The 24,351-nt window shown below is 72.3% G+C and carries 20 protein-coding genes; 9 read left to right on the forward strand and 11 right to left on the reverse strand.

The window, feature by feature from the left end; genetic code table 11:
• Positions 1–159: 159 nt before the first annotated feature.
• From FB474_RS01925 to FB474_RS01960, 8 genes are all read left to right on the forward strand, one after another.
• Positions 160–1,101 carry a sulfotransferase family protein gene (locus tag FB474_RS01925; protein ID WP_185746001.1) on the forward strand — a complete coding sequence of 314 codons (942 nt, stop codon included), beginning with the start codon at positions 160–162 and terminating at the stop codon, positions 1,099–1,101.
• 34 nt (positions 1,102–1,135) lie between these two features.
• A complete protein-coding gene (locus tag FB474_RS01930; RefSeq protein WP_141787118.1) occupies positions 1,136–1,789 on the forward strand; it encodes a histidine phosphatase family protein in 654 nt (217 codons plus the stop codon).
• A gap of 204 nt (positions 1,790–1,993) precedes the next feature.
• On the forward strand, positions 1,994–3,481 hold the full coding sequence (gene glmU / locus FB474_RS01935) for a bifunctional UDP-N-acetylglucosamine diphosphorylase/glucosamine-1-phosphate N-acetyltransferase GlmU (protein ID WP_141787119.1): 1,488 nt from the start codon (positions 1,994–1,996) through the stop codon (positions 3,479–3,481).
• On the forward strand, positions 3,478–4,458 hold the full coding sequence (locus FB474_RS01940) for a ribose-phosphate diphosphokinase (protein WP_141787120.1): 981 nt from the start codon (positions 3,478–3,480) through the stop codon (positions 4,456–4,458). The genes glmU and FB474_RS01940 overlap by 4 nt, the downstream gene beginning before the upstream one ends.
• A gap of 390 nt (positions 4,459–4,848) precedes the next feature.
• Positions 4,849–5,529, forward strand: coding sequence for a 50S ribosomal protein L25/general stress protein Ctc (locus tag FB474_RS01945; RefSeq protein ID WP_141787121.1), 681 nt, complete (start codon positions 4,849–4,851; stop codon positions 5,527–5,529).
• A 55-nt stretch (positions 5,530–5,584) separates the two neighbouring features.
• On the forward strand, positions 5,585–6,175 hold the full coding sequence (pth, locus tag FB474_RS01950) for an aminoacyl-tRNA hydrolase (protein WP_141787122.1): 591 nt from the start codon (positions 5,585–5,587) through the stop codon (positions 6,173–6,175).
• Between the two features lie 211 nt (positions 6,176–6,386).
• Positions 6,387–7,961, forward strand: a complete 1,575-nt coding sequence (locus FB474_RS01955; protein WP_246092003.1) for a sugar transferase — start codon at positions 6,387–6,389, stop codon at positions 7,959–7,961.
• A 158-nt stretch (positions 7,962–8,119) separates the two neighbouring features.
• The gene (locus FB474_RS01960) at positions 8,120–9,274 is read left to right on the forward strand and encodes a hypothetical protein (RefSeq protein WP_141787123.1); all 1,155 of its coding nucleotides are present in this window, start codon (positions 8,120–8,122) and stop codon (positions 9,272–9,274) included.
• A gap of 399 nt (positions 9,275–9,673) precedes the next feature.
• Here the strand turns inward: FB474_RS01960 and FB474_RS01965 are convergent, their stop codons facing one another.
• The 7 genes from FB474_RS01965 to FB474_RS01995 all read right to left on the reverse strand — a co-directional run bounded on the left by FB474_RS01965 (position 9,674) and on the right by FB474_RS01995 (position 19,137).
• Positions 9,674–12,019, reverse strand: coding sequence for a hypothetical protein (locus FB474_RS01965; protein ID WP_185746002.1), 2,346 nt, complete (start codon positions 12,017–12,019; stop codon positions 9,674–9,676).
• A gap of 1 nt (position 12,020) precedes the next feature.
• Complete coding sequence (locus FB474_RS01970; protein ID WP_141787125.1) at positions 12,021–12,755, reverse strand: hypothetical protein; 735 nt, start codon at positions 12,753–12,755, stop codon at positions 12,021–12,023.
• Complete coding sequence (locus FB474_RS01975) at positions 12,752–14,029, reverse strand: glycosyltransferase family 4 protein (protein WP_141787126.1); 1,278 nt, start codon at positions 14,027–14,029, stop codon at positions 12,752–12,754. Before FB474_RS01975 ends, FB474_RS01970 begins: the two co-directional genes overlap by 4 nt.
• 186 nt (positions 14,030–14,215) lie before the next feature.
• Positions 14,216–15,784, reverse strand: a complete 1,569-nt coding sequence (locus FB474_RS01980) for a flippase (RefSeq protein ID WP_141787127.1) — start codon at positions 15,782–15,784, stop codon at positions 14,216–14,218.
• A gap of 7 nt (positions 15,785–15,791) precedes the next feature.
• Positions 15,792–16,829: a Wzz/FepE/Etk N-terminal domain-containing protein gene (locus FB474_RS01985; protein ID WP_141787128.1), complete on the reverse strand. Its 1,038-nt coding sequence runs from the start codon at positions 16,827–16,829 to the stop codon at positions 15,792–15,794.
• A gap of 17 nt (positions 16,830–16,846) precedes the next feature.
• Positions 16,847–18,313, reverse strand: coding sequence for an O-antigen ligase family protein (locus tag FB474_RS01990; protein WP_141787129.1), 1,467 nt, complete (start codon positions 18,311–18,313; stop codon positions 16,847–16,849).
• Positions 18,310–19,137 carry a sulfotransferase family protein gene (locus tag FB474_RS01995; protein ID WP_141787130.1) on the reverse strand — a complete coding sequence of 276 codons (828 nt, stop codon included), beginning with the start codon at positions 19,135–19,137 and terminating at the stop codon, positions 18,310–18,312. Before FB474_RS01995 ends, FB474_RS01990 begins: the two co-directional genes overlap by 4 nt.
• Positions 19,138–19,418: 281 nt before the next feature.
• Between FB474_RS01995 and FB474_RS02000 the strand changes: the two genes are divergently transcribed.
• Positions 19,419–20,255: a sulfotransferase family protein gene (locus tag FB474_RS02000; protein WP_141787131.1), complete on the forward strand. Its 837-nt coding sequence runs from the start codon at positions 19,419–19,421 to the stop codon at positions 20,253–20,255.
• A 14-nt stretch (positions 20,256–20,269) separates the two neighbouring features.
• Here the strand turns inward: FB474_RS02000 and FB474_RS02005 are convergent, their stop codons facing one another.
• The 4 genes from FB474_RS02005 to FB474_RS02020 are packed head-to-tail and all read right to left on the reverse strand — an operon-like array spanning position 20,270 to position 24,268.
• Entirely contained in the window at positions 20,270–21,772 is a 1,503-nt protein-coding gene (locus FB474_RS02005; RefSeq protein ID WP_141787132.1) for a hypothetical protein, read from the reverse strand.
• Positions 21,772–22,545: a sulfotransferase family protein gene (locus tag FB474_RS02010; RefSeq protein WP_141787133.1), complete on the reverse strand. Its 774-nt coding sequence runs from the start codon at positions 22,543–22,545 to the stop codon at positions 21,772–21,774. Before FB474_RS02010 ends, FB474_RS02005 begins: the two co-directional genes overlap by 1 nt.
• Positions 22,542–23,513 carry a sulfotransferase family protein gene (locus FB474_RS02015; RefSeq protein ID WP_141787134.1) on the reverse strand — a complete coding sequence of 324 codons (972 nt, stop codon included), beginning with the start codon at positions 23,511–23,513 and terminating at the stop codon, positions 22,542–22,544. Before FB474_RS02015 ends, FB474_RS02010 begins: the two co-directional genes overlap by 4 nt.
• Positions 23,510–24,268: a hypothetical protein gene (locus FB474_RS02020; protein WP_141787135.1), complete on the reverse strand. Its 759-nt coding sequence runs from the start codon at positions 24,266–24,268 to the stop codon at positions 23,510–23,512. The genes FB474_RS02015 and FB474_RS02020 overlap by 4 nt, the downstream gene beginning before the upstream one ends.
• Positions 24,269–24,351: the final 83 nt, after the last annotated feature.

Below are 24,351 nucleotides of genomic sequence, written 5' to 3' on the forward strand. Positions count from 1 at the left end.
CCATTCCCGCGAACGCCCGACCCCGGGACGGGCGATTGCATGGCATCGACATCACCCCTTCGCCGGATCTGCGGGTCGGCCATCCCCCGTGCAATGGAGTGGTGGGAATGCGGTCCGCGCGCCCCGGAATCCTTCGACACCAGGGGGTTTGACCGACCGATGCTGACCTTCGTCCTGGGCACCGGCCGTTGCGGCTCGACGCTGGTCGCCGAGCTGGTGGCGCGCCACCCCGATGTCGGCTTCGTGTCCAACGTCGACGACAAGCTCTCCCGGCTCAACCTCAAGGGCCGCTGGAACAACGCGCTGTTCGCCAGGTCCGACGAGCGGGACCCGTCCTTGCGGCCGTTCCGCGACCGCCGGCGGGCGCTGGAGCGCGGCCGGCTACGGGTGGCCCCGTCCGAGGGCTGGTCGGTGCTGGAGCGGCAGGTGTCCGGCATCTTTCCCCAGCCCACGCGTGACCTGACCGCCGCGGACGCCACGCCCTGGCTCGTCGGGCGGATCCGCGAGTTCTTCGACAGCCGGATCGAGGCCCAGGGCAAGCCGATGTTCATGCACCACCTCACCGGGTGGCCGCGCTCGGGCCTGCTGTCCGCGGCGTACCCCGAGGCGAGGTACGTCAACGTCATCCGCGACGGCCGCGCGGTCGCCAACTCGTGGCTGCAGATGGGCTGGTGGGACGGCTACCAGGGGCCGGAGCGCTGGTACCTCGGCCCGTTGCCGAAGGCCTACCGCGAGGAGTGGGAGGAGTCCGGGCGCTCCTTCGTCGTGCTCGCCGGCCTCGGCTGGAAGGTGCTCATGGACGCCATCGAGGAGGCCCGCCAGCAGGCACCGGCCGGGCACTGGCTCGACGTGCGCCTCGAGGACTTCATGGACGACCCTCGCGGCCAGATGGAGGCCGTCCTGGACTTCCTCGGTCTGGAGTGGACGCCGCAGTACGAGGCCGGGTTCGCCCGGCACTCCTTCCAGGCCAGCCGCGGCCAGGCGTGGCGCCGGGACCTCAACGACGCCCAGGTCGAGCAGCTCGAGCGCGTCATCGCCAAGCCGTTGCTCGAGCACGGCTACGAGCTGACCAACCCACGACCCGCCCACCGGACCCGCTGACGCACGGCGTCGGCACGACGACAAGGAGCCCCTCGTGTCGCAGGACATGGCTGCCCCCACCGCCGAGACCCTCTCGACCCGCACCTGCACCATCTACGTCGTCCGCCACGGCACCACCACGATGAACGTGGAGAACCGCTACCGCGGTCGCCGGGACATCCCGCTCGACGCGCAGGGCTACCAGGACGCGGTCGACGCAGCCCGCCAGCTGTCCACGGTCGGCCTGGCCGCGGTCTACACCGGCGGCCTGCGGCGCACCATCGCCACGGGGCAGATCATCGCCGACGAGGCCGGGGTGCCGGACCTGCGGATCATGCACGGCCTCATCAACGTCGACTACGGCGCCTGGGAGGGGATGACCTCCCAGGAGGCCGAGATGTACGACCCGGTCGCGTTCCGGCTGTACAAGACCTCGCCCTCCCGGGCCGTGTGCCCCAACGGCGAGCGGCTGCGGGACGCGCAGGAGCGGATGCTCTCGGCCCTGCAGCTCATCGGCGAGCGCCATCCCGGCGAGCACGTCGCCGTGGTCTCCCACGCGGTGATGATCCGGCTCGTGGTGGCCGCCCTTGAGCACACCGAGGGCGAGCAGTGGCGCATCCCGGTGGGGCGGGGCTCGCTGACCACGATGCTGGTCGAGGACGGCCGGGTGCGGTTGCACCGGCTGCCCGACGGCGACGACGTCGACTGAGCCCGGTGGTGGGCCGGACGTGAGCCCGGACGCGCGCGTCCGCGCAGATCAGGACCGGTATGCCGGGCCGTGCGTGGGCGCGCCCCGGCCGGGACCGCGGCGGTGAACCGGGCGTGACCGGCGGGTAGCATGGCGGCGGCAGCGTGGCCGGGAACCCTCGGTGCGCTGTCGGCCTCCGACGTCGACCTTCTGGAGCCCACCCGCGTGACTACCTCCCGCCCGGCTGCCGTCATCGTCCTCGCCGCAGGCGAAGGCACCCGCATGAAGTCGGCCACCCCCAAGGTGCTGCACCCCATCGCAGGGCGGACCCTCCTGGGTCACGCCATCGCCGCCGCGCGCGGCGCCGACCCCGCCCACCTCGCGGTCGTCGTCCGGCACGAGCGGGACCGCGTCGCCGCCCACGTCGCGGAGGTCGACCCGGCGGCGGTCATCGCCGACCAGGACGAGGTGCCGGGCACCGGTCGGGCCACCGAGTGCGCCCTGGACCTGCTGCCCTCCGACCTCGAGGGCACCGTGCTGGTGACCTACGGCGACGTGCCGCTGCTGACCGCGGCCACGCTGCACGACCTCATCGAGGCCCACCACGCCAGCGGCAGCGCGGTCACCGTGATCACCGCGACGCTGGAGGACCCGCACGGCTACGGCCGCATCCTGCGCGACGAGCACGGCGAGGTCGCCGGCATCGTGGAGCAGAAGGACGCCACGGCCGAGCAGCGGGCGATCACCGAGATCAACTCCGGCCTCTACGCCTTCGACGCCACCGTGCTGCGCAAGGCGCTGGCCGAGGTGGGCACCGACAACGCCCAGGGCGAGAAGTACCTCACCGACGTGCTCGCCATCGCCCGGCGGGAGGGCCTGAAGGTCAGCGCGCACCTGGTCGCCGACCTGTGGCAGACCGAGGGCGTCAACGACCGGGTCCAGCTCGCCCGGCTCGGGGCCGAGCTCAACCGCCGCATCCTCGAGGGGTGGATGCGTGAGGGTGTCACCGTCGTCGACCCGGCCAGCACATGGGTGGACGCCGACGTCACCATCGGCCGCGACACCGTGATCCAGCCCGGCACCCAGCTCAAGGGCGCGACCACCATCGGCTCCGGCGTCATGCTCGGCCCGGACACCACGCTGGAGGACGTGGAGGTCCGCGACGGCGCCAGCGTCGTGCGCACCCACGGCTCGCTCGCCGTGATCGGCGAGGGTGCCAGCGTCGGGCCGTTCGCCTACCTGCGCCCCGGCACCGAGCTCGGCACCAAGAGCAAGATCGGCACCTTCGTCGAGACGAAGAACACCACGATCGGCGAGGGCGGCAAGGTCCCGCACCTGACCTACGCCGGCGACGCCACGATCGGCGCCGGCGCCAACATCGGGGCCGGCACGATCTTCGCCAACTACGACGGGGTGAACAAGTACCCCACCGTGGTCGGCGACCACAGCTTCGTCGGGTCCAACTCGGTCATCGTCGCCCCGCGCACGATCGCCCCGGGCAGCTACGTCGCAGCCGGCTCGGCCGTCACCGTCGACGTCGGGCCCGGCGAGCTCGCCGTCGCCCGCGGCCGGCAGCGCAACATCGCCGGGTGGGTCGCCCGGACCCGCGCCGGCACCCGCACCGCAGCCGCCGCCGAGGCAGCCGCCTCCGAGGCGGCCGCCACCAGCCCGACCGACCGCCCCGACGCCCCCGAAGGGACCCCTGCCCCATGACCGGTCTGAAGCGCACCACCGAGAAGAACCTCATGGTCTTCTCCGGTCGGGCCCACCGCCAGCTCGCCGAGGAGGTCGCCTACCAGCTCGGCACCGACCTCGTGCCGATGCAGGCCTACGAGTTCGCCAACAGCGAGATCTACGTCCGCTACGAGGAGTCGGTCCGCGGCTCCGACGCCTTCGTCATCCAGAGCCACACGGCACCGGTGAACGAGTGGATCATGGAGCACCTGATCATGGTCGACGCGCTCAAGCGCGCCTCGGCCAAGCGGATCACCGTGGTCATGCCCTTCTACGGCTACGCCCGTCAGGACAAGAAGCACCGCGGCCGCGAGCCGATCTCGGCCCGCCTCATGGCCGACCTGTTCAAGACGGCCGGCGCCGACCGGCTGATCTGCGTCGACCTGCACACCAGCCAGATCCAGGGCTTCTTCGACGGCCCGGTCGACCACCTCATGGCGCTGCCGATCCTGTCCGACTACGTGCGCCAGAAGTACGGCCAGGAGCAGCTCGCGGTGGTCTCCCCGGACGCCGGGCGGATCAAGGTCGCCGAGCAGTGGTCCGACCGCCTCGGTGGAGCCCCGCTGGCCTTCATCCACAAGACCCGCGACATCACCCGTCCCAACGAGACGGTGGCCAACCGCGTCGTCGGTGAGGTCAAGGGCCGCACCTGCATCCTCGTCGACGACATGATCGACACCGCCGGCACCATCACCAAGGCGGCCGACGCGCTCATCGCCGACGGCGCCTCGGACGTCATCATCGCCGCCACCCACGCGATCCTGTCCGGTCCCGCCGTGGACCGGCTGAAGAACTGCGCCGTGCGCGAGGTCATCGTCACCAACACGCTGCCCATCGCCGCCGAGCGCCACTTCGACAAGCTCACCGAGCTGTCGATCGCGCCGCTGATCAGCCAGGCCATCCGCGAGGTCTTCGAGGACGGCTCGGTCACCAAGCTGTTCGACGGCAAGGCCTGACCCACACCGGCGCTACCCTTCCTTGCTCAGCTCAGGCCGGTCCCGAGGGCGTTCAGCCCCCGGAGACCGGCCTGAGGCGAGCACACCGGCCTGACGTGAGCACGAAGCGGGTGGGAAGGCCCGATTTCCGTATCACCCGGCCCCTCGCCTAGAATCGCGAGGTTGCCTCGGCGAGGGACGCTGCAGGGCTGGTGCGAACCAGAGCCCGTGAAGCAGTCCGTGATCGACGCGGTGGTGCTGGACGCCTGTCTCGCGCCCGCACGCGCCGGTTCGCCCGCGTCGTGCCGCGCCCCGCGTCGAGGCCACCGCACACCAGGAACACCACCCCACCGTGCGCGTGCCGCCCTCTATCCGGCTCGTGCGCGACCGTGAAGCAAGCACAGGAGAGACATCGTGTCCGAGATCAAGCTCGCCGCCGAGACCCGCACCGAGTTCGGCAAGGGCGCCGCCCGCCGCATCCGCCGCGCCCACCAGATCCCCGCCGTGATGTACGGCCACGGCACCGAGCCCGTGCACATCACCCTGCCGGGCCACGACACGATGATGGCGCTCAAGCACGCCAACGCGCTGCTCACCATCGAGCTCGACGGCAAGAAGCACCTGGCCCTGGCCAAGGACGTCCAGCGTGACGCCATCAAGCCGGTCATCGACCACGTCGACCTCGTCGTGGTGAAGAAGGGCGAGAAGGTCACCGTCGACGTGCAGGTCCACGTGACCGGCGACGCCGCCCCGGAGACCGTGGTGACCGTCGAGCAGCAGACCGTGCAGCTCGAGGCCGAGGCCACCCACCTGCCCGAGAGCATCGAGGTCTCGGTCGAGGGCGCCGTGGCCGGCACCCAGATCCACGCCTCCGACCTGGTCCTGCCGAGCGGCACCTCGCTGGTCACCGACGCCGAGCACCTCATCGTCAACATCAGCCAGGCGATCACCGCCGAGGCCCTCGAGGCCGAGCTCGCCGAGGCCGAGGCCGAGGCCGGCATCGAGCACGAGGAGGCCGGCGAGGCCGCCGAGGGCGAGGCCGCGGCCGAGGGCGAGACCGAGGCTGCCGCCGAGGGCACCGACGAGGCCTGAGCCGCTGCACGGCCCGGGGCGCGCGCCCCGGGCCACACGGCATACTGCATCTCCCATGGACACCTGGCTCATCGTCGGACTCGGCAACCCCGGTCCGTCCCATGCCGGTAACCGGCACAACGTCGGCGCCATGGTCATCGACGAGCTGGCCGCCCGCGCCGGTGCGACCCTGCGGTCGCACAAGGCGCGGGCGGTCGCCTCCGAGATCCGCATCGGCACCCTGCCCGGCGGGGCGCCCGGGCCCAGGGCGGTCATCGCCCGGCCCCTGTCGTACATGAACGAGTCCGGTGGTCCGGTCGCCGGACTGCTGTCGTTCTTCAAGATCCCCGTCGAGCACCTCGTCGTCGTCCACGACGAGCTCGACATCCCCTTCGCCGACGTGCGCCTCAAGCGCGGTGGCGGCGAGGGTGGCCACAACGGGCTGAAGTCGATCACCAAGTCGGTCGGCACCCGTGACTACCTGCGCGTGCGGGTGGGCATCGGCCGTCCGCCCGGTCGCATGGACGCTGCGGCCTTTGTCCTCAAGGACTTCTCCGGCGCCGAGCGCACCGAGCTGCCGTTCCTGCTCGGCGACGGCGCCGACGCCGTCGAGAAGCTGGTCACCGAGGGCCTCGAGGCAACCCAGCAGGTCTTCCACTCGCGCTGAGCGCCCAGGGGCCCCCGACGCAGCATGGCTCCATCCGTTTGCATGAGCCTGGCGCTCCTGCCAAGAGCGCAAGGACGCTCGTGCAGCAGGGCGATCGCCCGAATTTGTCTGTGCGGCAAGGTGGTTGGACCGGCGGGTTCCGACCATGCCTCTCCCGCTCGCCGGTACACAAGTCCTTCCGGGAAGGGTGGGGTGGGAAGGCGGACCGCGGATGACCGACTACGCGCGCCCGACCCGTCGCCAACGGCGCAGGCGCGCCGCGCGCGGCTCCGGGGTCGTGCCCGCGCAGCAGGTCGGGACCCCGGACCCCCTCCGCCCCACGACGGCGACCACCACCCGCACCGAGCCGGACTTCCTTGACGCGCCACCGCAGCCGACCGTCCGGGCGCGGGTCTGGGAGCGCCGCTACCGGCGCACCGCCGTCCTCATGGACCTGCTCGCCGGCTGCGTCGCCGCCGTGCTGGGCTGTGTCGTCCGCTTCGGAGCCGAGCCGCGCCTGGCCTACGTGCTGCTCAGCATGGCCGTCCCGGTCGCGTGGATCCTCGCGGTGACGTGTGCGCACGGCTACGAGAGCCGCTACATGGGCGTCAGCACCGAGGAGTACCGCGCGCTCGTGGACGCCGCGCTGGGCCTGCTGGCGGTCGTGTCGGTGGTGGCGTTCGCGGGTCAGATCACCATCGCCCGTGGCTACGTCGTGCTCGTGCTGCCGGCGCTGTTCGTGCTCTCGCTCATGGGACGCAAGGGGTTGCGCCGCTGGCTGCACGCGCAGCGTCGTGCCGGGCTGTTCATGCAGCGCACCGTCGTCCTGGGCCGGGCCGACTCCGCGCGCGACCTGATCCGCCAGGTGCAGGCCTCGCCGGTGCACGGCCTGTCCGTGGTGGCCGCCTGCGTCTCCGGCCTCGACGGGGCCTGGGACGACGCCCCCGAGCTGGAGGGCGTCACCGTCTACGGCTGCCCGGAGGACGCGGTCGCCGCGGTGGACCTGTTCGACGCCGACGTCGTCGCGGTCTCCAGCCACCCGGACCTCGGCGGCCCTGTGCTGCGCCGGTTGGCGTGGGCCCTGGAGGAGCGCAACGTCGACCTCGTCGTGGCACCCGGGATCCTCGAGGTCGCCGGCCCCCGCCTGTCCATCCGGCCGGTGGCCGGCACCCCGCTGCTGCACGTCGAGCGCCCGGTCATGTCCGGTGCACGGCGTGTCGTCAAGGTCGTGGTCGAGCGCGCCATGGCGATCTGCATCGCCGTTGCCGCGCTGCCGGCCATCGAGCTGGTCGCCCTCGCCGTGCACCTGGACTCCGCGGGTCCGATCCTGTTCCGGCAGAAGCGGATCGGGGCCCGCGGCGAGCCGTTCGAGATGCTCAAGTTCCGCACCATGGTCACCGACGCCGAGGACCGGCTCGCCGAGATCAGCGACGGCCACGAGACCAACGTGGTGCTGTTCAAGAAGCGCAACGACCCGCGGGTCACCCGGGTGGGCAAGATCCTGCGGCGCTACTCCCTGGACGAGCTGCCCCAGCTGCTCAACGTCCTCCGGGGCGACATGTCCCTCGTCGGCCCGCGGCCCCCGTTGCCGCAGGAGGTCGAGAAGTACGAGCCCGACGCGGTCCGGCGCCTTCGGGTGCAGCCGGGCCTGACCGGGCTGTGGCAGGTCAGTGGCCGCAGTGACCTGTCGTGGGAGGAGTCCTTGCGGCTCGACCTCTGGTACGTCGACAACTGGTCGCTCGTGCTGGACGTGCAGATCCTGATCCGCACGCTGCGCGCCGTGGTTCGCGGCGCGGGGGCCTACTAGGGGGCGGCACCGGGTCGGCCGGGGGCTGCCGAGGCCTCCGGACCGGCGCGGTGCGCCATGAGCGCACAAAGGAGAGCCATGCGCACAGCACCACCGAACACGGCCGCGGACGCGGCGAGCGGAAACGTCCCGGCCACACCCCGCATCGGGGTGGCGCGATGAGCACCCGCGGCGTCGTGGCCACGTCGCTGGCCGCCACCCTGGTCCTGGCCGGCGCCGCCGCCGCGCAGGCCTCCGTGAGCACCAATCCCGTCTCCTGCGTCCAGCCCGACGGCCGGGTGAGCACCGTCGCGATCAGCGGCGGCACGGCATACCTCGGCGGGAGCTTCACCCACGTCAAGGACAAGGGCGGCGCCACGGTGGTGCGCAACCGGCTGGCGGCGGTTGACACCGCGAGCTGCGCGCTGCTGCCGTGGGCACCGTCCGCGGACAGCAACGTCCTCGCCCTGGCGGTGAGGGGCAGCATCGTCTGGGCCGGCGGCGACTTCACCCACATCGGCACGACGGTCCGCAACCACCTCGCGGCCCTCGACGCCGGCACCGGGGCGCTGACCTCGTTCAACCCCAACGTCAGCAACACCGTGCGGGCGCTGGCGGTGTCGACCTCGACGCTGTACGCCGGCGGGACGTTCACCTCGGTCAACGGGACCTCACGGGGCAAGCTGGCGGCGTTCTCCACCGCGGACGGCAGCCTCGCCGCGTGGAAGCCCAAGGCTTCAGGCGCAGTCAACGCGCTCGCGATGTCGGCCGACGGCTCGGACGTCTACGTCGGCGGGACGTTCACCGCGGTCAACGGCGCCGGCTCTGCGGCTTACCTCGCGGCGGTCAAGGCGGACGGCAAGGGGACGGTGGACCCGTCGTTCGACCCGGCGCCGACCTTCCCGATCCTGTCCCTGGCCGCCGACCAGCGCGGGGTGTACGCCGGCGCCGGTGGCTCCGGCGGCCACTTCGTCATCTGGAACCTCGACGGCTCGCTCCAGCGCCCCGTCTACCAGACCGACGGCGGCGTGCAGGGCGTGGCGGTCGACGGCGACTCGGTGTACGCCGGCGGCCACTTCGCGAACTACTGCGTCGGCAACACCGGCTCGGGCAGCCCGTTCATGTGCTCGACCAACCTCCCGCGGCGCAAGCTGTTCGAGGTGTCGCTGTCCTCGGGCAACCTGACCGGCTGGAACCCGACGCTCAACAGCCCGCTCGGGGCATGGGCGGTGACCGTCGACCCGGCCACGCACCGTCTGTGGGTCGGCGGTGACTTCACCACGGTCAACGGGTCCGCCGTGGCCCACCTGGCGGTCTTCCCGGCCACGCCGTAGCCCGACCACGCTCCGCCCGGGAGGCCCGCGCGCCTCCCGGGCGGAGCCATGCCCGCAGGTCGCTGGTGCGGGAGGCCGTGGGTGAGTGGGTATGCCGGGTGTGGCCCCAGGGGCGGACCTCCCGTGGCGCGGCCGGACGGGTCAGGTGGAGGGGCGGGCAAGGTCGTACGGGTCGGGCGGAGGGCCGGGCAAGGTCGTACGGGTCGGGCGGAGGGCCGGGCAAGGTCGTACGGGTCAGGCGGAGGGCCGGGCAACGGGTCGGACCTGTCAGGCCGAGGGGCGGGCAAGGGTCGGACGGGATGGGCGGCCGGTCGGCTTGGGCGGGCGCGTGGCAGCAGCCGGCCCCGCCACCGTTACGGGTGACGGGGCCGGCTGCCGAGGGCGGCTGAACGCCGTGGCTCAGGGGGTCCCGGTGAAGAGCACCAGACCCTGCTGCACCCAGTCAGAGCTGGTGACCCAGGTGAAGTCTCCACCCACCAGCAACCCCTGGGGCACAGCGGCGAGGGACCACACGCCCATCGGCGAGTTGAACGTTGGCGCGTCCGGCAGGAGCGCGCCGGTGGCGGCGTCGAAGGCGGCGAAGCGCTGCCGGGACGCCTGGGTGGTGTTGGTGGGCGAGAGCTGGCACGCGTTGCCGTGCGTGCCGTAGTAGAAGTCGCCGTTGACCTCCAGGGCCCCCTGCATGCCACCGTTGCACCAGGTTCGGTAGATGAGGCCGGTCGGGTTCGACGGGCTGGACAGGTTCACCGCGTCCCACTGGTAGATGTTGTCGGGGCAGACGTCCCCGCCGTAGAGCCGCCTGCCGTCGGCGCTCAGGTGCAGGTGGGTGAGCCACGGTCCGGCCCCGCTGCAGGACTGCACGCCGCCGAACTGCTGGGGCAGCAGCGCCCCGGTCGCCCCGCTCACCGTCGCGATCCCGCCGGGCCGGTTCGTGCCGTTCACGGTGGTGAAGGGTCCACCGAGGAAGACCATGCTCCCGTCCGGCTTCACGGCCAGCGCCTGCACCATGCCACCGGCGCGCAGCGACCCCGTCGGCCCGACCGTGTTCGCCGTGAAAGAGGTGTTGACCGCGCCGGTGGCCGCGTCGAGCTTGGCCGCGTGCTTCCGGGCGATCCCGCCGATCTTGGTGAACTGTCCGCCCGCATACACGGCGCCACCGCCGAAGCCGATCGAGAGGACCTCCTTGTTGAACGCCGGTGCGAAGCCCTTGTCCACCAGACCGGTGGCGGTGACGATCGAGGCCATCTTGCTGCGCGGCTGACCCTGCACGGTGAGGAACGAGCCAGCCAGGTAGAGACGCGAGCCATCGGCTGACAGCTGCAGGTCGAGGACCTCGTTGTCGGTGTCCGCGCTGAACGATGGGTCTGCCGCCCCGGTCGAGGCGTCCAGGGCGGCGATGCCCTTGCGCACCACACCGTTGACGCTGGTCATCTCGCCGCCCACGAAGATGCTGGTGCCGGACGGGGCGAGGGCGAGCACCCGGTCGCCGGACACCGGGTTCCACGAGACGAGGTTGCCGTTGCCCAGGTTGAACGCGGCGGCGTCGTGCCGAGTGGAGGAGCCCGAGCTGCCGAACCGGCCGCCCACGTAGAGGAGGCCGTTGCCGACAGCCAGACCGCTGACTTCGGGCGTGCACGCGGGGTTGGAGTGCGTGTCCTTGGTCGTGTGCCGGGTGTTGCAGCCGTTGAGCCCGGCGTCGAACCCAGTCACCGAGCCGGCGGCGTCGACCGCCCCGAGCCGGGCGCGTGCTGCGCCGCCGAGGGTGGAGAAGAGCCCGCCGGCGTACACGGTGCCGGCGCCCGGGTCGACGGAGAGCGCCTCCACGGTGTTGTCCGCCGACGGCGACCAGGGCGCCAGCGCGCCGGTCGTGGCGTCCCAGGCGGCAAGCCGGTTCCGCGCGGTGGACGTGCTCCCGTCCCCAGCCGCAGTGAAGCTGCCTCCGCCGTAGACACGGGTGCCGTCCGGTGAGACGGCCAGGGCCAGGACCGGCGCCGAGGCGGTGGAACCAAACGTGGGGTCCAGTGCACCCGTCGACGCTGAGAGCTTTGCCAGGTGCGACCGGGACGCTGCGTTGATGGTGCTGAAGTCGCCGCCGACGAACACGGAGCCGCCCGAGCTGACGAGGTCGCGCACCGTGGCGTTGGCGCTCGCGGACCAGCCGGCCACGGCCGCGCCGCCGCTGCGGTCGACCGCGCCGAGACGCGTGGCGCCCACCGGCGTCGAGCCGACCTGCGTGAACTCACCGCCAAGCACGACCGACGTGGGCGTGAGCGCGAGGGCGTAGACCGTGCCCTTGGGCTTGGGGTTCCAGCCGGTGACCGTTCCGGAGGCGGTGACCTGCGCGGCGCTGGGGCGATAGACCCCGCCGACGTGGCTGAAGCTGCCGCCGATGAACCACCCGCCGGAGCCGTCAGGGACGGCTGCGTTGACGACCCCGTCGACCAGCGGGGCGCCCCCCAGGCGCTTCCCGGTGCTGTCGACCCCGACGCCGTAGCCCGTGGACGGTCCGACGTAGTCGAAGCCACCGGCGATGTAGACGCGCCCACCTGCCGGGACGATGTCCGTCACGCGGCCGTTGGTTCCCCACCAGGTGGACCGGGACGTCGGCAGGGGGTTGTAGGTCAGGTTCGGTGGCGATGCCAAGGCAGCCACAGGCAGCGCCAGGGCCCCCGCGAGCCCGAGGACCAGGGCGGCGCGGCGCCGGGCACCGCCGCGCACCAGGTGGGACGAGGTACCAGAGGTCATGTCAGCACGCTTTCGAGGCGATGGTGGAGGCGGAGCCGGACAGCTGGGCGGCATTGCCGAGAGCCGCGCTCCCCTTGGCGTCGGTGGCCGAGGCACTGGAGAACGTGGTGCTGGCAAGCGTCGACGCCGCGGTGAGGGCCTGTTGGACCTCGGCGGCGGTCAGCACCGCCGGCGGGTGGGGCTCGGCCGCGAGGGCCGTGTGCAGTGCCGCCAGGTCGGCGCTCACCCGGGCCATGGCAGCACGCAGCGGAACGATGCTGGCGCGCATCCGGCTCGTGCCCGCCTGTTGAGCGCCGACCGCAGCGCGCGTCTGCGCTGCGGCGGAGAAGGTGGCCGACTCATTGCTGCGCACCAGGGTGCAGTTGCGCACTGTTCCGTACGCCGCCGCGCGCTCGCGGGCAAGGCTCGCCCGGCCGGCGGCGACGGAGTCGGCGACCGCCTTGCGCTGCGTGGCGAGGTTGCTCGCGGTCCGCACGGCCACGGATGCGGTGCTCAGGGCGAACAGGGACGTGGTGAGCCGGCTGTTGGCCGCGAGGACCTTCTGCTGGCCCGCGGTCAGCGACACCGGCGCCACGGTCGCCGGCGAGGTCGGCGTGGAGGTGCTGGGTTCCCCGGAAGCCGTCGAGGAGCTCGGCGCGGCCGTCGGGCCGGACCCCGAGCCATCGCTCGAGCACCCGGACAGGGTCAGGGCGGCCGCAGCGCCGAGGGCGGCGAGCATCCGCAGGCGCACGGTCACCACGGCGTCCTCCCGAGGGTGGTGCCCGGCAGGGCGGCGGCCGGCCGGCGTCGCAGCCGGCGGGTCTGTGGGGTCACGCGGACCTCCTCCAGGTAGAGCTGTTCGAGCTGGTCCACGGCCGCGTCCCAGCGGTAGGTGTCGAGCACCTGACGGCGCAGACCCGTGGCGGCAGCCCGCTCCTGCCGCGGCGCGGCGAGGACGGTGGTCAGTGCGGAAGCCAGGCCGGCCTCGTCGCCAGCCGCGAACACCCGTCGGCCCGGGGCGTCGGCGCCCAGCACCTCGAGGTGGGGAGCGATGTCGCTGGCCACCACGGGCGTCCCGTGGGAGGCGGCCTCCAGCAGGGTCAGCGGCAGCCCCTCCAGGAGCGAGGGCTGCACGAACGCCGCGGCGTGCCGGTACAGCTCGGCCAGCAGGTCGCCGTACGCGAAGCCGGTGAGCATGACCCGGGGGTCCTGCGCGGCGAGGTCTCGCACCTGTCCGGTGTAGTCGTCGGTGAAGCTGGAGTCGCCCACGACGACCAGGGGCAGGTTGCCCGGCACCCGCCGGTAGGCCCGCAGCAGCTGGTCCGGCGCCTTCTCCGGCACCAGCCGCCCGACGAACAGCGCGTACCCGCCCGGGGTCAGGCCGAGCTCGTCGACGATCCGCTGCGCCGGCAGGTCCGGGGGCTCGACGACGCCGTTGGGGATGTAGTCGCAGCCGTGGCTGAAGTGCTCGAGGTAGTGGTTCTCCAGGGCCCTGGACACGACCACCGTCCGGTCCGGCAGGTGACCGCTCATCCAGTGGCCGGCCCCGAGCACGGCCTGGGCGGCATGGCCCCACTTGCCCCGCTGGTGGTCCAGGCCGTGGATCGTCAGCACCACCTTGGCGTGCGAGAGGTAGTGCGGCACCGGGCTCATGAGGCCCGGGCCCATGCCGTGGTAGTGCACGATGTCGGCGCCGCCGAGCAGCCCCAGCGCGGTGGAGGAGGCGCTGTGCACGATGGCGTCGAGGTGCTTGGTGCCGACCGTGGGCGCGCTCCGCAGCTCCATGCCCAGGTATGCCGCGTCCCTCACCGCGCCGTAGGAGGAACGGCAGAACACGGTGACCTGGTGACCCCGCTCGGCAAGGCGGCGCCCGACCTCCTCCACGTGGTGCTCGATCCCGCCGAAGGTCGCGGGCAGGCCCTTCTGGCCGATCATGACGATCCGCAGCGGACGCCAGGCGGCGGCCGTCGGGTCCGGGGTGTGCCGACGACGCGCGGATCGGGACGGGACGGTCCTCAGGTGGATGGTCAACAGCGCTCCCGTCCTCGTCGCGCGCGGGGCTGCTCGTGCCGGGTGGTGCCCCGCCGACCGCGCACACGCATGTGTCAACAGATACGAAAAGCGTTGCTCAGCAACAAGATTCGTGGTCCCAGTGATTGCATGAGCGGCGGCTACAGGATCTGCAGCCACAGCTGCGGAGGGTGGATGAGCGCTGGCTCATGCACCTGGCGTAGAGGTGCGCCCGGCCACGATGCGGCCGATCCGGCCGCGTCCACGCAGCAGGGCGCTGAGCATGGTGCGGTCGTCCTGGCTCAGCCCGAGCAGCAGCACTGCGGCCAGGTAGGCCACGGTCACCACGACGGTGCCCACGACCAGGGTGGGCAGCCAGCCGGGGACGTAGCGGTGCACGAGCATGGCGGCCGCGACGGCCGGGACGCCGGCCAGCAGGGCCTTGCCGATCCCGGCCCCGGAGGGCGCGACCCCGAGGGTGAAGCGCACCTGCGTGGCCTTGGCGAGGTTGGCCACGACCAGCGCGGTGCTCCAGGCGATGGCCGCGCCGACGGCGCCGTAGGCGGGGATGAGCCACAGGCTCAGGGCGATGTCGAGGATGAGGACGCCGACGTTGTCGACCATGTTGAGCCACACGCGCCCGGACATGGTCAGGACGGTGCCGCACGGCCCGGCGGCGGCACTGACCAGCTGCCCCGCGGCCAGGATCACCGTGACGGCGGCTCCGGTGCGGAAGCCGTGGCCGAAGACGCGCAGCAGCTCGCCGGGGAAGACCACGAGCAGGACGAACGCCGGCATCGACAGGCGCACGATCCAGCTCGTCGCGCTGCCGTAGGTCCGGGCGAGCTCGGCGCTCTGACCGGTGTGGTGCAGGTGGGCGATGTGCGGGGAGAACGCGGCGTTGATGGGCGCCATGACGAAGACGGCGAGCATCACGAGGCGGGTCGAGACGTTGAAGACGCCGACCTCCTGGGCGTTGCGCAGGTTGCCGAGCAGGACCGTGCCGGCCCAGATCAGCCCGGTCGCGGCCAGCGCCGAGAGCCAGCTGACCATGGAGAAGCTCGTGATCTCGCGGATCCGGTAGACGGGGTCGGCCTGCGGCGCGAGGCGCATCCGGCGGTAGAGGGACCAGGCGGCCAGCGCGGCTGCTGTCCAGGCCCCGATGACCAGCGCCCACAAGGCCCCGACCAGCCCGGCGCCGAGGGCGAGCGCGGCGGCGGTGAGCGCCAACCGGACGACCGGCTCGTAGATCCGGCCGATGTAGGTGAACGGACGCTGCGTGCGCCAGCCCTGGGTGGCGGCGAGCGCGGCGTCGGAGAAGGTGGCCGCGGGCAGCGTCAGGGCCACCAGCCGGATGCCGGTGACCATCTGCGGGTCGTGGAAGTAGTCGGCCACCCACGGCGCGACGGCGGCCAGGCCGAGGCCGAGGACGGTCGCCCCGGCGACGGTGGTCCCCAGCCCGAGCCGGACCGTGCCCCGCAGGCCGGAGGCGTCGTCGTCGGCGAGGTGGATCGCCACGAACCGGGTCAGGGCCGAGCGGAACCCGGCGAGGGAGACCAGGCCGAGCAGCGACAGCAGCGCGAAGCACTCCGCGTAGCGTCCGACGTCGGCGCTGCCCAGGACGTGGGCCAGCGCCGCCATGATCCCGAACAGCGCGGCCTGGTTGCAGACCGCGCCGACGAGGTTGAGCCCACCACCGCGGGCCATGCCCTTGAGGTGCGCGCCTCCGGCGCCGGCAGGAGTGCCGGCGCCGGAGGGGTTCACGGTGGTGGACACGGGCGCCTCAGCCGCTGACGCTCGATCCGGCCGGCTCCGGCGAGCGCGCCCCGTAGGGCTCACGCGACGGCCACCCGGCCCCGGCGGACACGTTCTCCTGCTCGCTGCGGTTGGCACGGGCCCGGCTGAGCAGCTCGAGCATGGCCACGAGTGCGATCGCGACGAAGACCGCGGCACCGGTGACGGGGAGCACCAGGCTCAGCATCTCGGAGGTCCGGTCCACCGGGTTGGTGGCGCTGACGTAGGCGACCTTGGTCGGGTCCGCCGCCTCCGCCTGGGCGCGCGCGCTGGACAGGTTCTGCTGGCTGGAGCTCACGGCAGCGGCAGCGGCGTCACGCGTCGAAGCCAGCGGCTGGTACTGCGCCAGCAGCGGCCCGAACTTCGGCAGCTCCGCCTTGACCTGCGCGATGGCACCGCTGATGGCCGCCGCGCCGGTGCTGGACCCGTTGGCGGACAGCTGTGCCCACTGCTGGGTCAGGCTGTTCAGCCGCTGAAGCGTCGTCTGGTAGACGAGGCTCGGGTCGACCATGCTGTTTGCCTTCTCCCACGACGCGATCGCCGCGTTGGCCTGCGCCAGCTGGGTCGTCGCCGAGGTCAGCTGCCCCTGGGCGAGCGCCACCTGGGTTGAGAACAACGTGGCGAGCGTGTGCCGGCTGAGGGACTCGAGCACCGGGTGCACGATGGCCTTGTCGCCACTGGTGAACGTCATCGTCATGACGCTGCTGGCGCCGACCTGGGCCACGGTGAGGCCGTCGGTGATGGTGCTGCGCGGGACCTTCGTGTCCCGGCTCACCGCGTCGAGCACAGCCGGCACCTGGCTGGTGGCCGTGAACTGGGCGACGAACTGGTTCACCGCCTGCGAACCTGTGTACTGGTTGCTCGTCGCGCCGCCGACGAGGGCGGGCGCCGAGACGGTCGCGGTGCCCGTGTAGGTCGTCGGCGTGAGCAGCACGAGGGCCGCCGTGATGGCCGCAGCCAGGATGGGCACCCCGAGGAGCACCCACAGGCGTCGTCTGGCGACGCGCAGGTAGTCCGCGATCTCCATGGTGATCTCCTTCTTCTTCAGCGCTGGTCAGCACCCGAGCGCGCTGGGGAAGGAAGCGCCGGGTCGTGGGTGGGGAAGGGGTTGTGCGGCCGTGCCACGTAGGCCGCGGCGGCGGTGAAGGTGATCAGGTACCAGAGGCTGACCACGTTGGACATGACGTTGGCTGCCAGGCTGGTGATGATGAAGCACCAGGCGCAGCCGAGGGCGCCAGCGGCCACGCCCCGCTCGAAGGTTCCCGGCCTTGACCGGGAGATGGCCCGTCGGGCGTTGCCGACCATGGCCAGAAGGGCAGCGATGTAGGTGACCAGGCCGAGCAGGCCGGTCTCCACGTAGGCCCGGATGAAGTCGTTGTGCGGTTGCTTGGCGGCGTCGGTGGAGTACTGCGTGACGTTCAGGCCGATGCCGGTCACCGGGTTCTTGTTGGCCAGCGGCAGCACCTCGGTCCAGTAGTTGATCCGCCACGCCAGCGTGTTGCCCGTCGGGCCGCCGCCGGCCGTGGCCGACGTGCCGAGCTCGGCGAACCGGCTGCTCACACTCGGGAACACCACGGCAGCTGCCAGCACGGCGACCGCGACCCCGCCGAGGATCACCTTGCTGCGCTGGACGACCCCGACGATGACGATCCCGACGACGGCGGCGATCAGCGCGCCACGCGTGATGGTCAGGACGAGGTAGACGCCGGAGAGGCCGAGCATCGGCAGCAGCACCAGCTGAAGTCGCCTCGACACGTGGGGCAGGATCGCGACCCCGAAGACGAGCATGAACGCGAGGTAGCGGGCGAAGGTGTTGGCCTGGGCGAACGGCCCGGTGAGCCGGGTGAAGCTGCCGAGGACCTCCGAGGCCGAGTGGCCGCTGGCGATCGTGTACGTCTGGTACAGCAGCGGGAACGCGAGCCCTGCGAAGGCCGCCGTGAGGACCTTGCGCAGCATCTCCGGGGTGGTGATGAGCTGCTCGAGGACGACGTACATCATCACCACGGACAGGATCCGAAGCGCCTCCAGGGCGCTGGCCTGCGGCTGCGAGGAGCCTGGCAGGCCGACGAACCCGGCGAGACTGAAGCAGACCAACGCCGTGCGCAGCCGGGAACCACGCAGGTGGCCGTCACGTGCGAACTGCGCGATGAGCCACAGCGATGCCGCGAGCAGGAACAGCACCGCGAGGATCGTCGAGGGGTCGAGCGCGCGAGCCGCGGCGGTGTTGGTCAGCGTGTTGCCCGACGACGGGCCACTGAGCTTGAACAGGTCGATGCTCGCGCGGACGCCCAGGATCAGCAGGACGAACGCCGCGAAGCGGGTGAACGCCAGCGTGGCGAGCACCCCGGCCAGGACGGCAGCCAGCGGCACGATGACCAGGCGCCGGTCGGTCCCGGCGGTCGACATGCCGCTGAACGCCGCGGCGCCAGCCATGACCACGGCGGCGATCAGCGTCAGGATCCTGCCCGTGCGGGTGGGGGCCGTGGGCTGGCGGTTCACGAGAGCGGTCACGAGGCCTCCTCCCACCGGAAGTCGATGCCGGGCATCGTGTAGAGCTTGTCGTTGTGCGGGGCGAAGTAGTCCGCCAGCAGGTGCGCGGTGCCCTCCGGCATCGCCTCGTAGCTGCCCGCCTTCATGGGCTGCAGGCCGTCGAGCCGCACCTGCGGCAGGTCCAGGAAGTCCCAGACGCGTGCCAGCTGGCCGTTGGGGTCGGCGAACATCGCCTCGCTCTGCAGCACCAGCACCTGCCCGGTGGGGAACAGGTCGTAGAGGTGCTCGAGCTGCTCGGCATAGTGCCCGCGGTGCAGGTAGCTGTGGTGCCGGTGGGCGAAGCTCTCGTAGCCCTGGTCGCGGCGCATGCGCTCCTCCTCGCCGTCGAGGCGCTCGGCCTCGCGGGCGAGGGCGACGTCGAACGGCAGGCTCTCGTCGCCGCGGGCCAGCTCGTACTGGTAGTGCGACCAGGCGCGGGTCACCGGGTCGCGCAGCACGACAATGAGGCGCGCCTCTGGCAGCTCACGGGCGATCCGCTCCGGAGCCAGGGGGTGGAACATGTAGTACGGGCTCGCCTCGCCGGTGATGGTCCATTCCGGCCGCGGCTTCTCGAACCCCGAGGCATACCAGGCGAATCCGCGACCGTGGTTGACGTCGAAGTAGTGCGTCCCCTTGCGGGTCAGGCACGGTGCCACCTTGGGGTGCTGGCTGATCCAGTGGTACGCCGACGTGGAGCCGCCGCGCTTGGTCCCCACAACGAGGAACCCCGGCCGCATGCGTGCCCCGCGGGACAGCGCCGGCCGCAGGGGCGCGAGCAGGTCGGCACTGGTGCGTCGAAAGCTCACTCGACCGACCGCCCCTCGCGTTCCGGGCGGGTGAGACGCCTGATGCGGGCGCCGGAATCACGTTCCGGCGCAACGCCTTTGATCGTCCAAGCCATGCCTCAACCCGTCCACTGGTGTGATCTTGTCTCGACGCTACGTGCGGCTCGCACGGCGTGAACCCGATGACCGAATGAGGGGTCGATACGTCATTGGCATGACCGGGGACACCGGTGTCTGCACTGGTCGCGGCGGGATCGCGCAAACGCCGTCGCGCGGCCGTCCCCCTGTGCTTCAGTGGAGGGATGATCGAGGGTGAGCGCCTGGTCTTCATCGGCGGGCTGCACCGCAGTGGCACAACGCCGCTCGCCGATGCCCTGGCCCAGCACCCGGACATCAGCGGCCTGTCGGGCACCGGCGCGCCGCACGACGAGGGGCAGCACCTGCAGCCGGTCTACCCGCGCGCCAAGGTGTATGCCGGGTCCGGGCACTTCGCGCACGCCCCCGAAGCGCACCTGACCGAGTCCTCGCCGCTGGTGACCCCGGACAACGCCGCGCGGATCCTCGCTGCCTGGGAGCCGTACTGGGACCTCCACCGCCGGCTGCTGGTGGAGAAGTCCCCGCCGAACCTCATCATGGGCCGGTTCCTGCAGGCCCTGTACCCGGGCTCGGCGCTGGTCATGGTGGTGCGCCACCCGGTCGTGGTCGCCCTGTGCAACAAGAAGTGGCGCCGGCTCGTCTCGCGCAACATCCGCCGCTACAGCACGCTGGACGGCCTGGTGGCCCACTGGGTGCAGGCTCACCGGCTGCTGCTGGAGGACACGCCCCACCTGCAGCGCCTGCACCTGGTCCGCTACGAGGACCTCGTCGAGCGCCCGGAGGAGGAGCTGGCCCGGATCCAGGCCCACCTCGGCCTGTCCACGCCGTTCCCCACCGGGACGATCCGACCCAGCCACAGCGAGCGCTACGAGCAGCAGTGGGACGCGATGCGCACGGGCCTGACCCCGGGGGCATTCCAGCGGCGGCTCATCACGCGACGCCACGCGGCCGACATCGCGGCGTTCGGCTACGACGTCGACGACCTCGGCGTGCGCGGTGACTGGCCCCAGACCCCGGCGAGCTCGCCGGCCGTGGGCTCGTAGGCGCCTGGCGCCGCTCAGGAGGCGAGGACCGAGGCCAGCGGCTTCCGGGTCGTCACGATGACCGGCGAGCTGCCCACGGTCACCGTGCCGCTGCTGACGGGGGCTGCTGCAGCCCCGGACGGGCCGGCCGTCGCGCCGGGCCCGACGCTCACCTGCTGGTCACCACCGGTGCTCCACAGGACGAGGGTGCTGCGGCTGCCGGAGGTGAACGCCACGCCGCGCAGGGCGCCGCGCTCGACCGGCAAGACGCGGGCCCCGCGAGAGGCGGTGACGAGGTCACGCATGGTCACGCCGGCGGGGCGGATGGTCCCGTCGGGGTCGAGCAGCCCGTAGCGCACCTCCTGGCCGGTGCCGCTGCCGCTGTTGTCGGCCGAGGTGGCCAGGGGCAGCCAGATGACCCTCCTGATGCCGCTGGCGAGCAGGAGCGAGACCGTGCGCGTCATGTCATCGGTGCGCACCTGCTCGGTGCCGTCGGCGTTCTTCCAGAAGCTGCCGACCTCCCAGGCCTCGATCGGGTGGCCGGCCGGGGTGTGCGCGGCCAGGTAGCCGGTGAGCAGGGGTGCGGCCCTCCACGGCTCGTAGAAGTGCACCTGGCGGATGTCGGTGACACCGCGCTGCGCCAGGCTGGTGGCCACGGCGAGGTACGCGAGGTTGCGGCGGCCCTGGTCCGAGGCGAGGACGGTGCGGAGCTGGTCTGCGGAGCCCACCTGGGGGATCTGCTCCCCGCGTGTGCCGATCCGGTTGGCGTAGTAGGTGTTCCAGGCCTGCACGGCGGCGTCGGCCTTGCCCTGGCTGAGCAGCTGGTCGGCGATGCCGTAGCCGTAGCTGGTGCTGCTCATGCCCGCGTCGGCGACCTTGGCCGTCGGGTCGGCGGACCGGATCTCGCTCGCGGCAGCCTCGGTCAGCGCGGTCAGCTGCTCCGGGGTCCCCGACCAGAAGCTGGCCGAGTTGACCTCGTTCTCCACGGCATAGGTGTGCACGCCCATGGCCTTGTACCGGTCGACCACGTCGCGGACGAACGAGCGGTACTGGCCCAGGTCGGTCGGCATGGCCGACTCCGTCTTGTTCCTGACGCCGCGCACGTGCTGCGCCTGGCCGCCGGTGGCCCAGCAGGCACCGACCCGGATCTTGATGTCCAGGCTGATGCCGTGCTGCTGGGCGACTGTGGCGAGGTCGTCGATCTGTCGCCAGTTCCGCTGTCCCTGCGCCTTCTCGACGTCGCACCAGACGAGCTCGGTGAACGTGGTCGTGCCGCGCAGCGACTCCAGGTAGGGGTCGAAGGCCGTGAGCCGCGACTTGTCCCACTTGGCTCCCAGCGGGCTGACGCCTGGCGCGAGCGTGGTCCCCCCGGCGCCGGAGGTGCCGCCCGAGCCCCCGGACCCGCCGGAGGGCGTGCTCGACGGCGTACCGCCGGTGGGCCCGGCCGTCCCCTGGCCGCCGGTGCAGGCCGCGAGGACCATCGTCAGCTGCGCCGCCGCCAGCAGGGCCAGGGCGCGTCGGAGTTGGCGGTGGCGCATCAGAGGTACCCGAGCTCCTTGAGAGTGGGCCGGGCGGTCAGCCACAGCAGCGTGCGCATGAACGGGTCGAGCTCGCGCCGGTAGGTGCCCACCCGGGAGGCGTAGACCGCGTCGGTGGTGCCGGCCATCCCGCGCCGCGCGTTGAGCTGCTGGTGGTAGCGCTGCGGGACGTCGTGACGCTGCTTGTCGAACTCGAGCACGGCCGGGTCCCACGGCTCGCCGAGGAAGTCGAACAGCCGGCGCAGGGTGGCCTCGCCGTCACCGACCAGGTCCTCGTAGCGCAGCTCGAGGTACTGCCCCTCGGGCATCCTCGACCCGGCTGCCCGGGCCGCGGCGATGTAGCGCGGCCACTTCACCGACGACTTCACGCTCGACCAGTAGCCGAAGCGCTTGCGGTGCGAGACGGCGACGTCGCGCCCGTCCCGGATGACGTGCACCACCTGGGCGTCGGGGAAGACGCGGGTGATGAAGTCCATCGACAGGGCGTAGCGCGGGCTCTTGTCGGCCCAGCGGACCTTGCCGTGCGCGGCCGCGTAGTCGCTCTGGATCCCGCCGAAGAACGCCGCGATGCGCGCCAGCCACTCCTCCTGGCTGAAGCCGTACTGCGACAGGCGCTTCCAGTCGGCGCCGACGACGCGCTCCAGGTCGGCGAGGAAGCGCGTCTCGGGACCGCAGGCGATGTGCGGGTGGCTGTCCAGCATCAGCCGCAGCATCGTCGTTCCCGAGCGCTGGCAGCCGACGACGAAGATCGGGCGGGCCATCAGCTCACTCATCCCTGCTCCTTCCCCGCCGGGTCGGCCCCGGCACGCTGGCGCTCCAGCACCTGCTCCAGCCGGGCGGTCATGGCGTCGCACAGCTCCCGGACGCGCGGGTCGATCGCCAGGCGACGGCTGCCGTGCGAGACGCGGCGCTCGACGTGGGCGGACAGGTCCGGGCGCCAGGGGAAGTCGATGAAGCAGCACAGCTGCCGCATCGTGGCCTCAGGGTCACGGACCAGGTCGTCGTAGGACAGCAGCAGCACGTCGTCGCGAGCGTCGAGGCCGAGGTTGAAGAACAGGCCGTTGCGCACGCACCAGAACAGGGCCGCGCCGGAGTCGGGCGTCATGGCGTCCATGTCGAAGGAGCGCACGAGCTCCACCGCCGCGGCCGGCAGCCGGGCCGCCTGCCAGTCGCCGTCGGCCTCACCGGCGGCGATGCGGCGCAACGCCGCCAGGTTGGAGTCGCCGAACTTCGACACCTCCGAGCGGGCCCGGTCGTCGACGTCACGCACGACCCAGACGGCCCGCCCCGGGATGCCTGTGGGCAGTTCGAGCAGCTCGTCGACCCGCTGGGAGTCGCACAGCGGCTTGACCAGCACCACCCGGTGGCGGCTGCGCGCGACCACGTCGAGGAGCACCTCGTCGGGGCGCATGCGGAAGCGGTGGAAGAGCCGCCGGTCGTTCTCGTTGTGCACCTCGACCTCGGGCGCGGCGTCCAGGCCGCGCAGCAGCATGTTGGTGCCGGAGCGCTGCAGGCCGACGACGTAGACCGGCAGCGCCATCCCGGGGGCGACCCCGTGCGCGCCGCGCCAGCGCCACTTCGAGACCGCCGTGCCGATCCGCTCGCGCGGGTCGAGGCGGTCCTCCTCGATGAGCCGCCCGATGCCCTCGGTGCGCGCCCAGTGCACGTGCCTGGCGATCCGCTTCGCGGTGTATGCCGCGCGGCCGGGCTCGCGGCGCGTCGCGCCCCGGGTGGCGCTCACGCCGCACGCTCCGCGGCGCGGCGCTGGGCGGCCAGCACGGAGGTGAGCTCGGCGAGCCGGCCGGGGGAGTGGGTGCGGACGTGGTCGACCAGGGTCTCGGCGTCGGTGACCTCGTCGACCCCGGCGGCGCCGTAGCCCTGGGCGAGGAAGGCGACGTGCTCGGCCTCGCTGAGCCCCAGCGGTCCGATCAGGGTGGCGGTGTTGTCGATGAGCCGGCCCATCGGGCGGTGGTCGACGCGGTAGAACCCCGGCGCCAGGTCCTGGCCGGACGCGAGGAGCAGCGCCAGGCGGTGGCCACCGTCGCCGACGTGCACGCGACGGTCCACGACGGCGCCGCTGTCGGTGGGCAGCCCGGAGCGCGCCCCGCGCAGGGTGACCGGGTGGCGGGTGTCGAAGCCGCCGGAGCGGAAGGAGTCCCACAGCGCCACCGAGCGCGTCACCCGCTCGGCGAACTGCGCCTCGAACAGGTCGCGGTCCTGCAGCACCCACGGGCGGAACCGGGCCATGGCGACCTTCTCGAACCACACGGCATACGCACCCTCGCGCGCGGCGGCGACGATCTCGGCGTCGCTGCCGCGGCCGGCGGCGCGCTGCTGCTCGACCAGCGCGAACAGCCCCGCCCGCACCAGCACGTCGTAGCGCAGCGGGCTCACGAGCTCGGCCACGGACAGGCTCTCGCGGCCCGTGGTCTTGGGGCGCCACGTGGCGGCACGTCGCGCGGTGCGGCGCAGCGTCGCGACCGGTGAGCGCTTCACGAGGGCCACCCCGGCCGCTGCGTCAGTGGTGTGTTGTCCACCTGCATCTCCCGTCCTGGTGGGGTCCACCGGGCCGTTGACCG

Origin of the sequence: Oryzihumus leptocrescens (assembly GCF_006716205.1) — a bacterium.
GTDB lineage: Bacteria > Actinomycetota > Actinomycetes > Actinomycetales > Dermatophilaceae > Oryzihumus > Oryzihumus leptocrescens.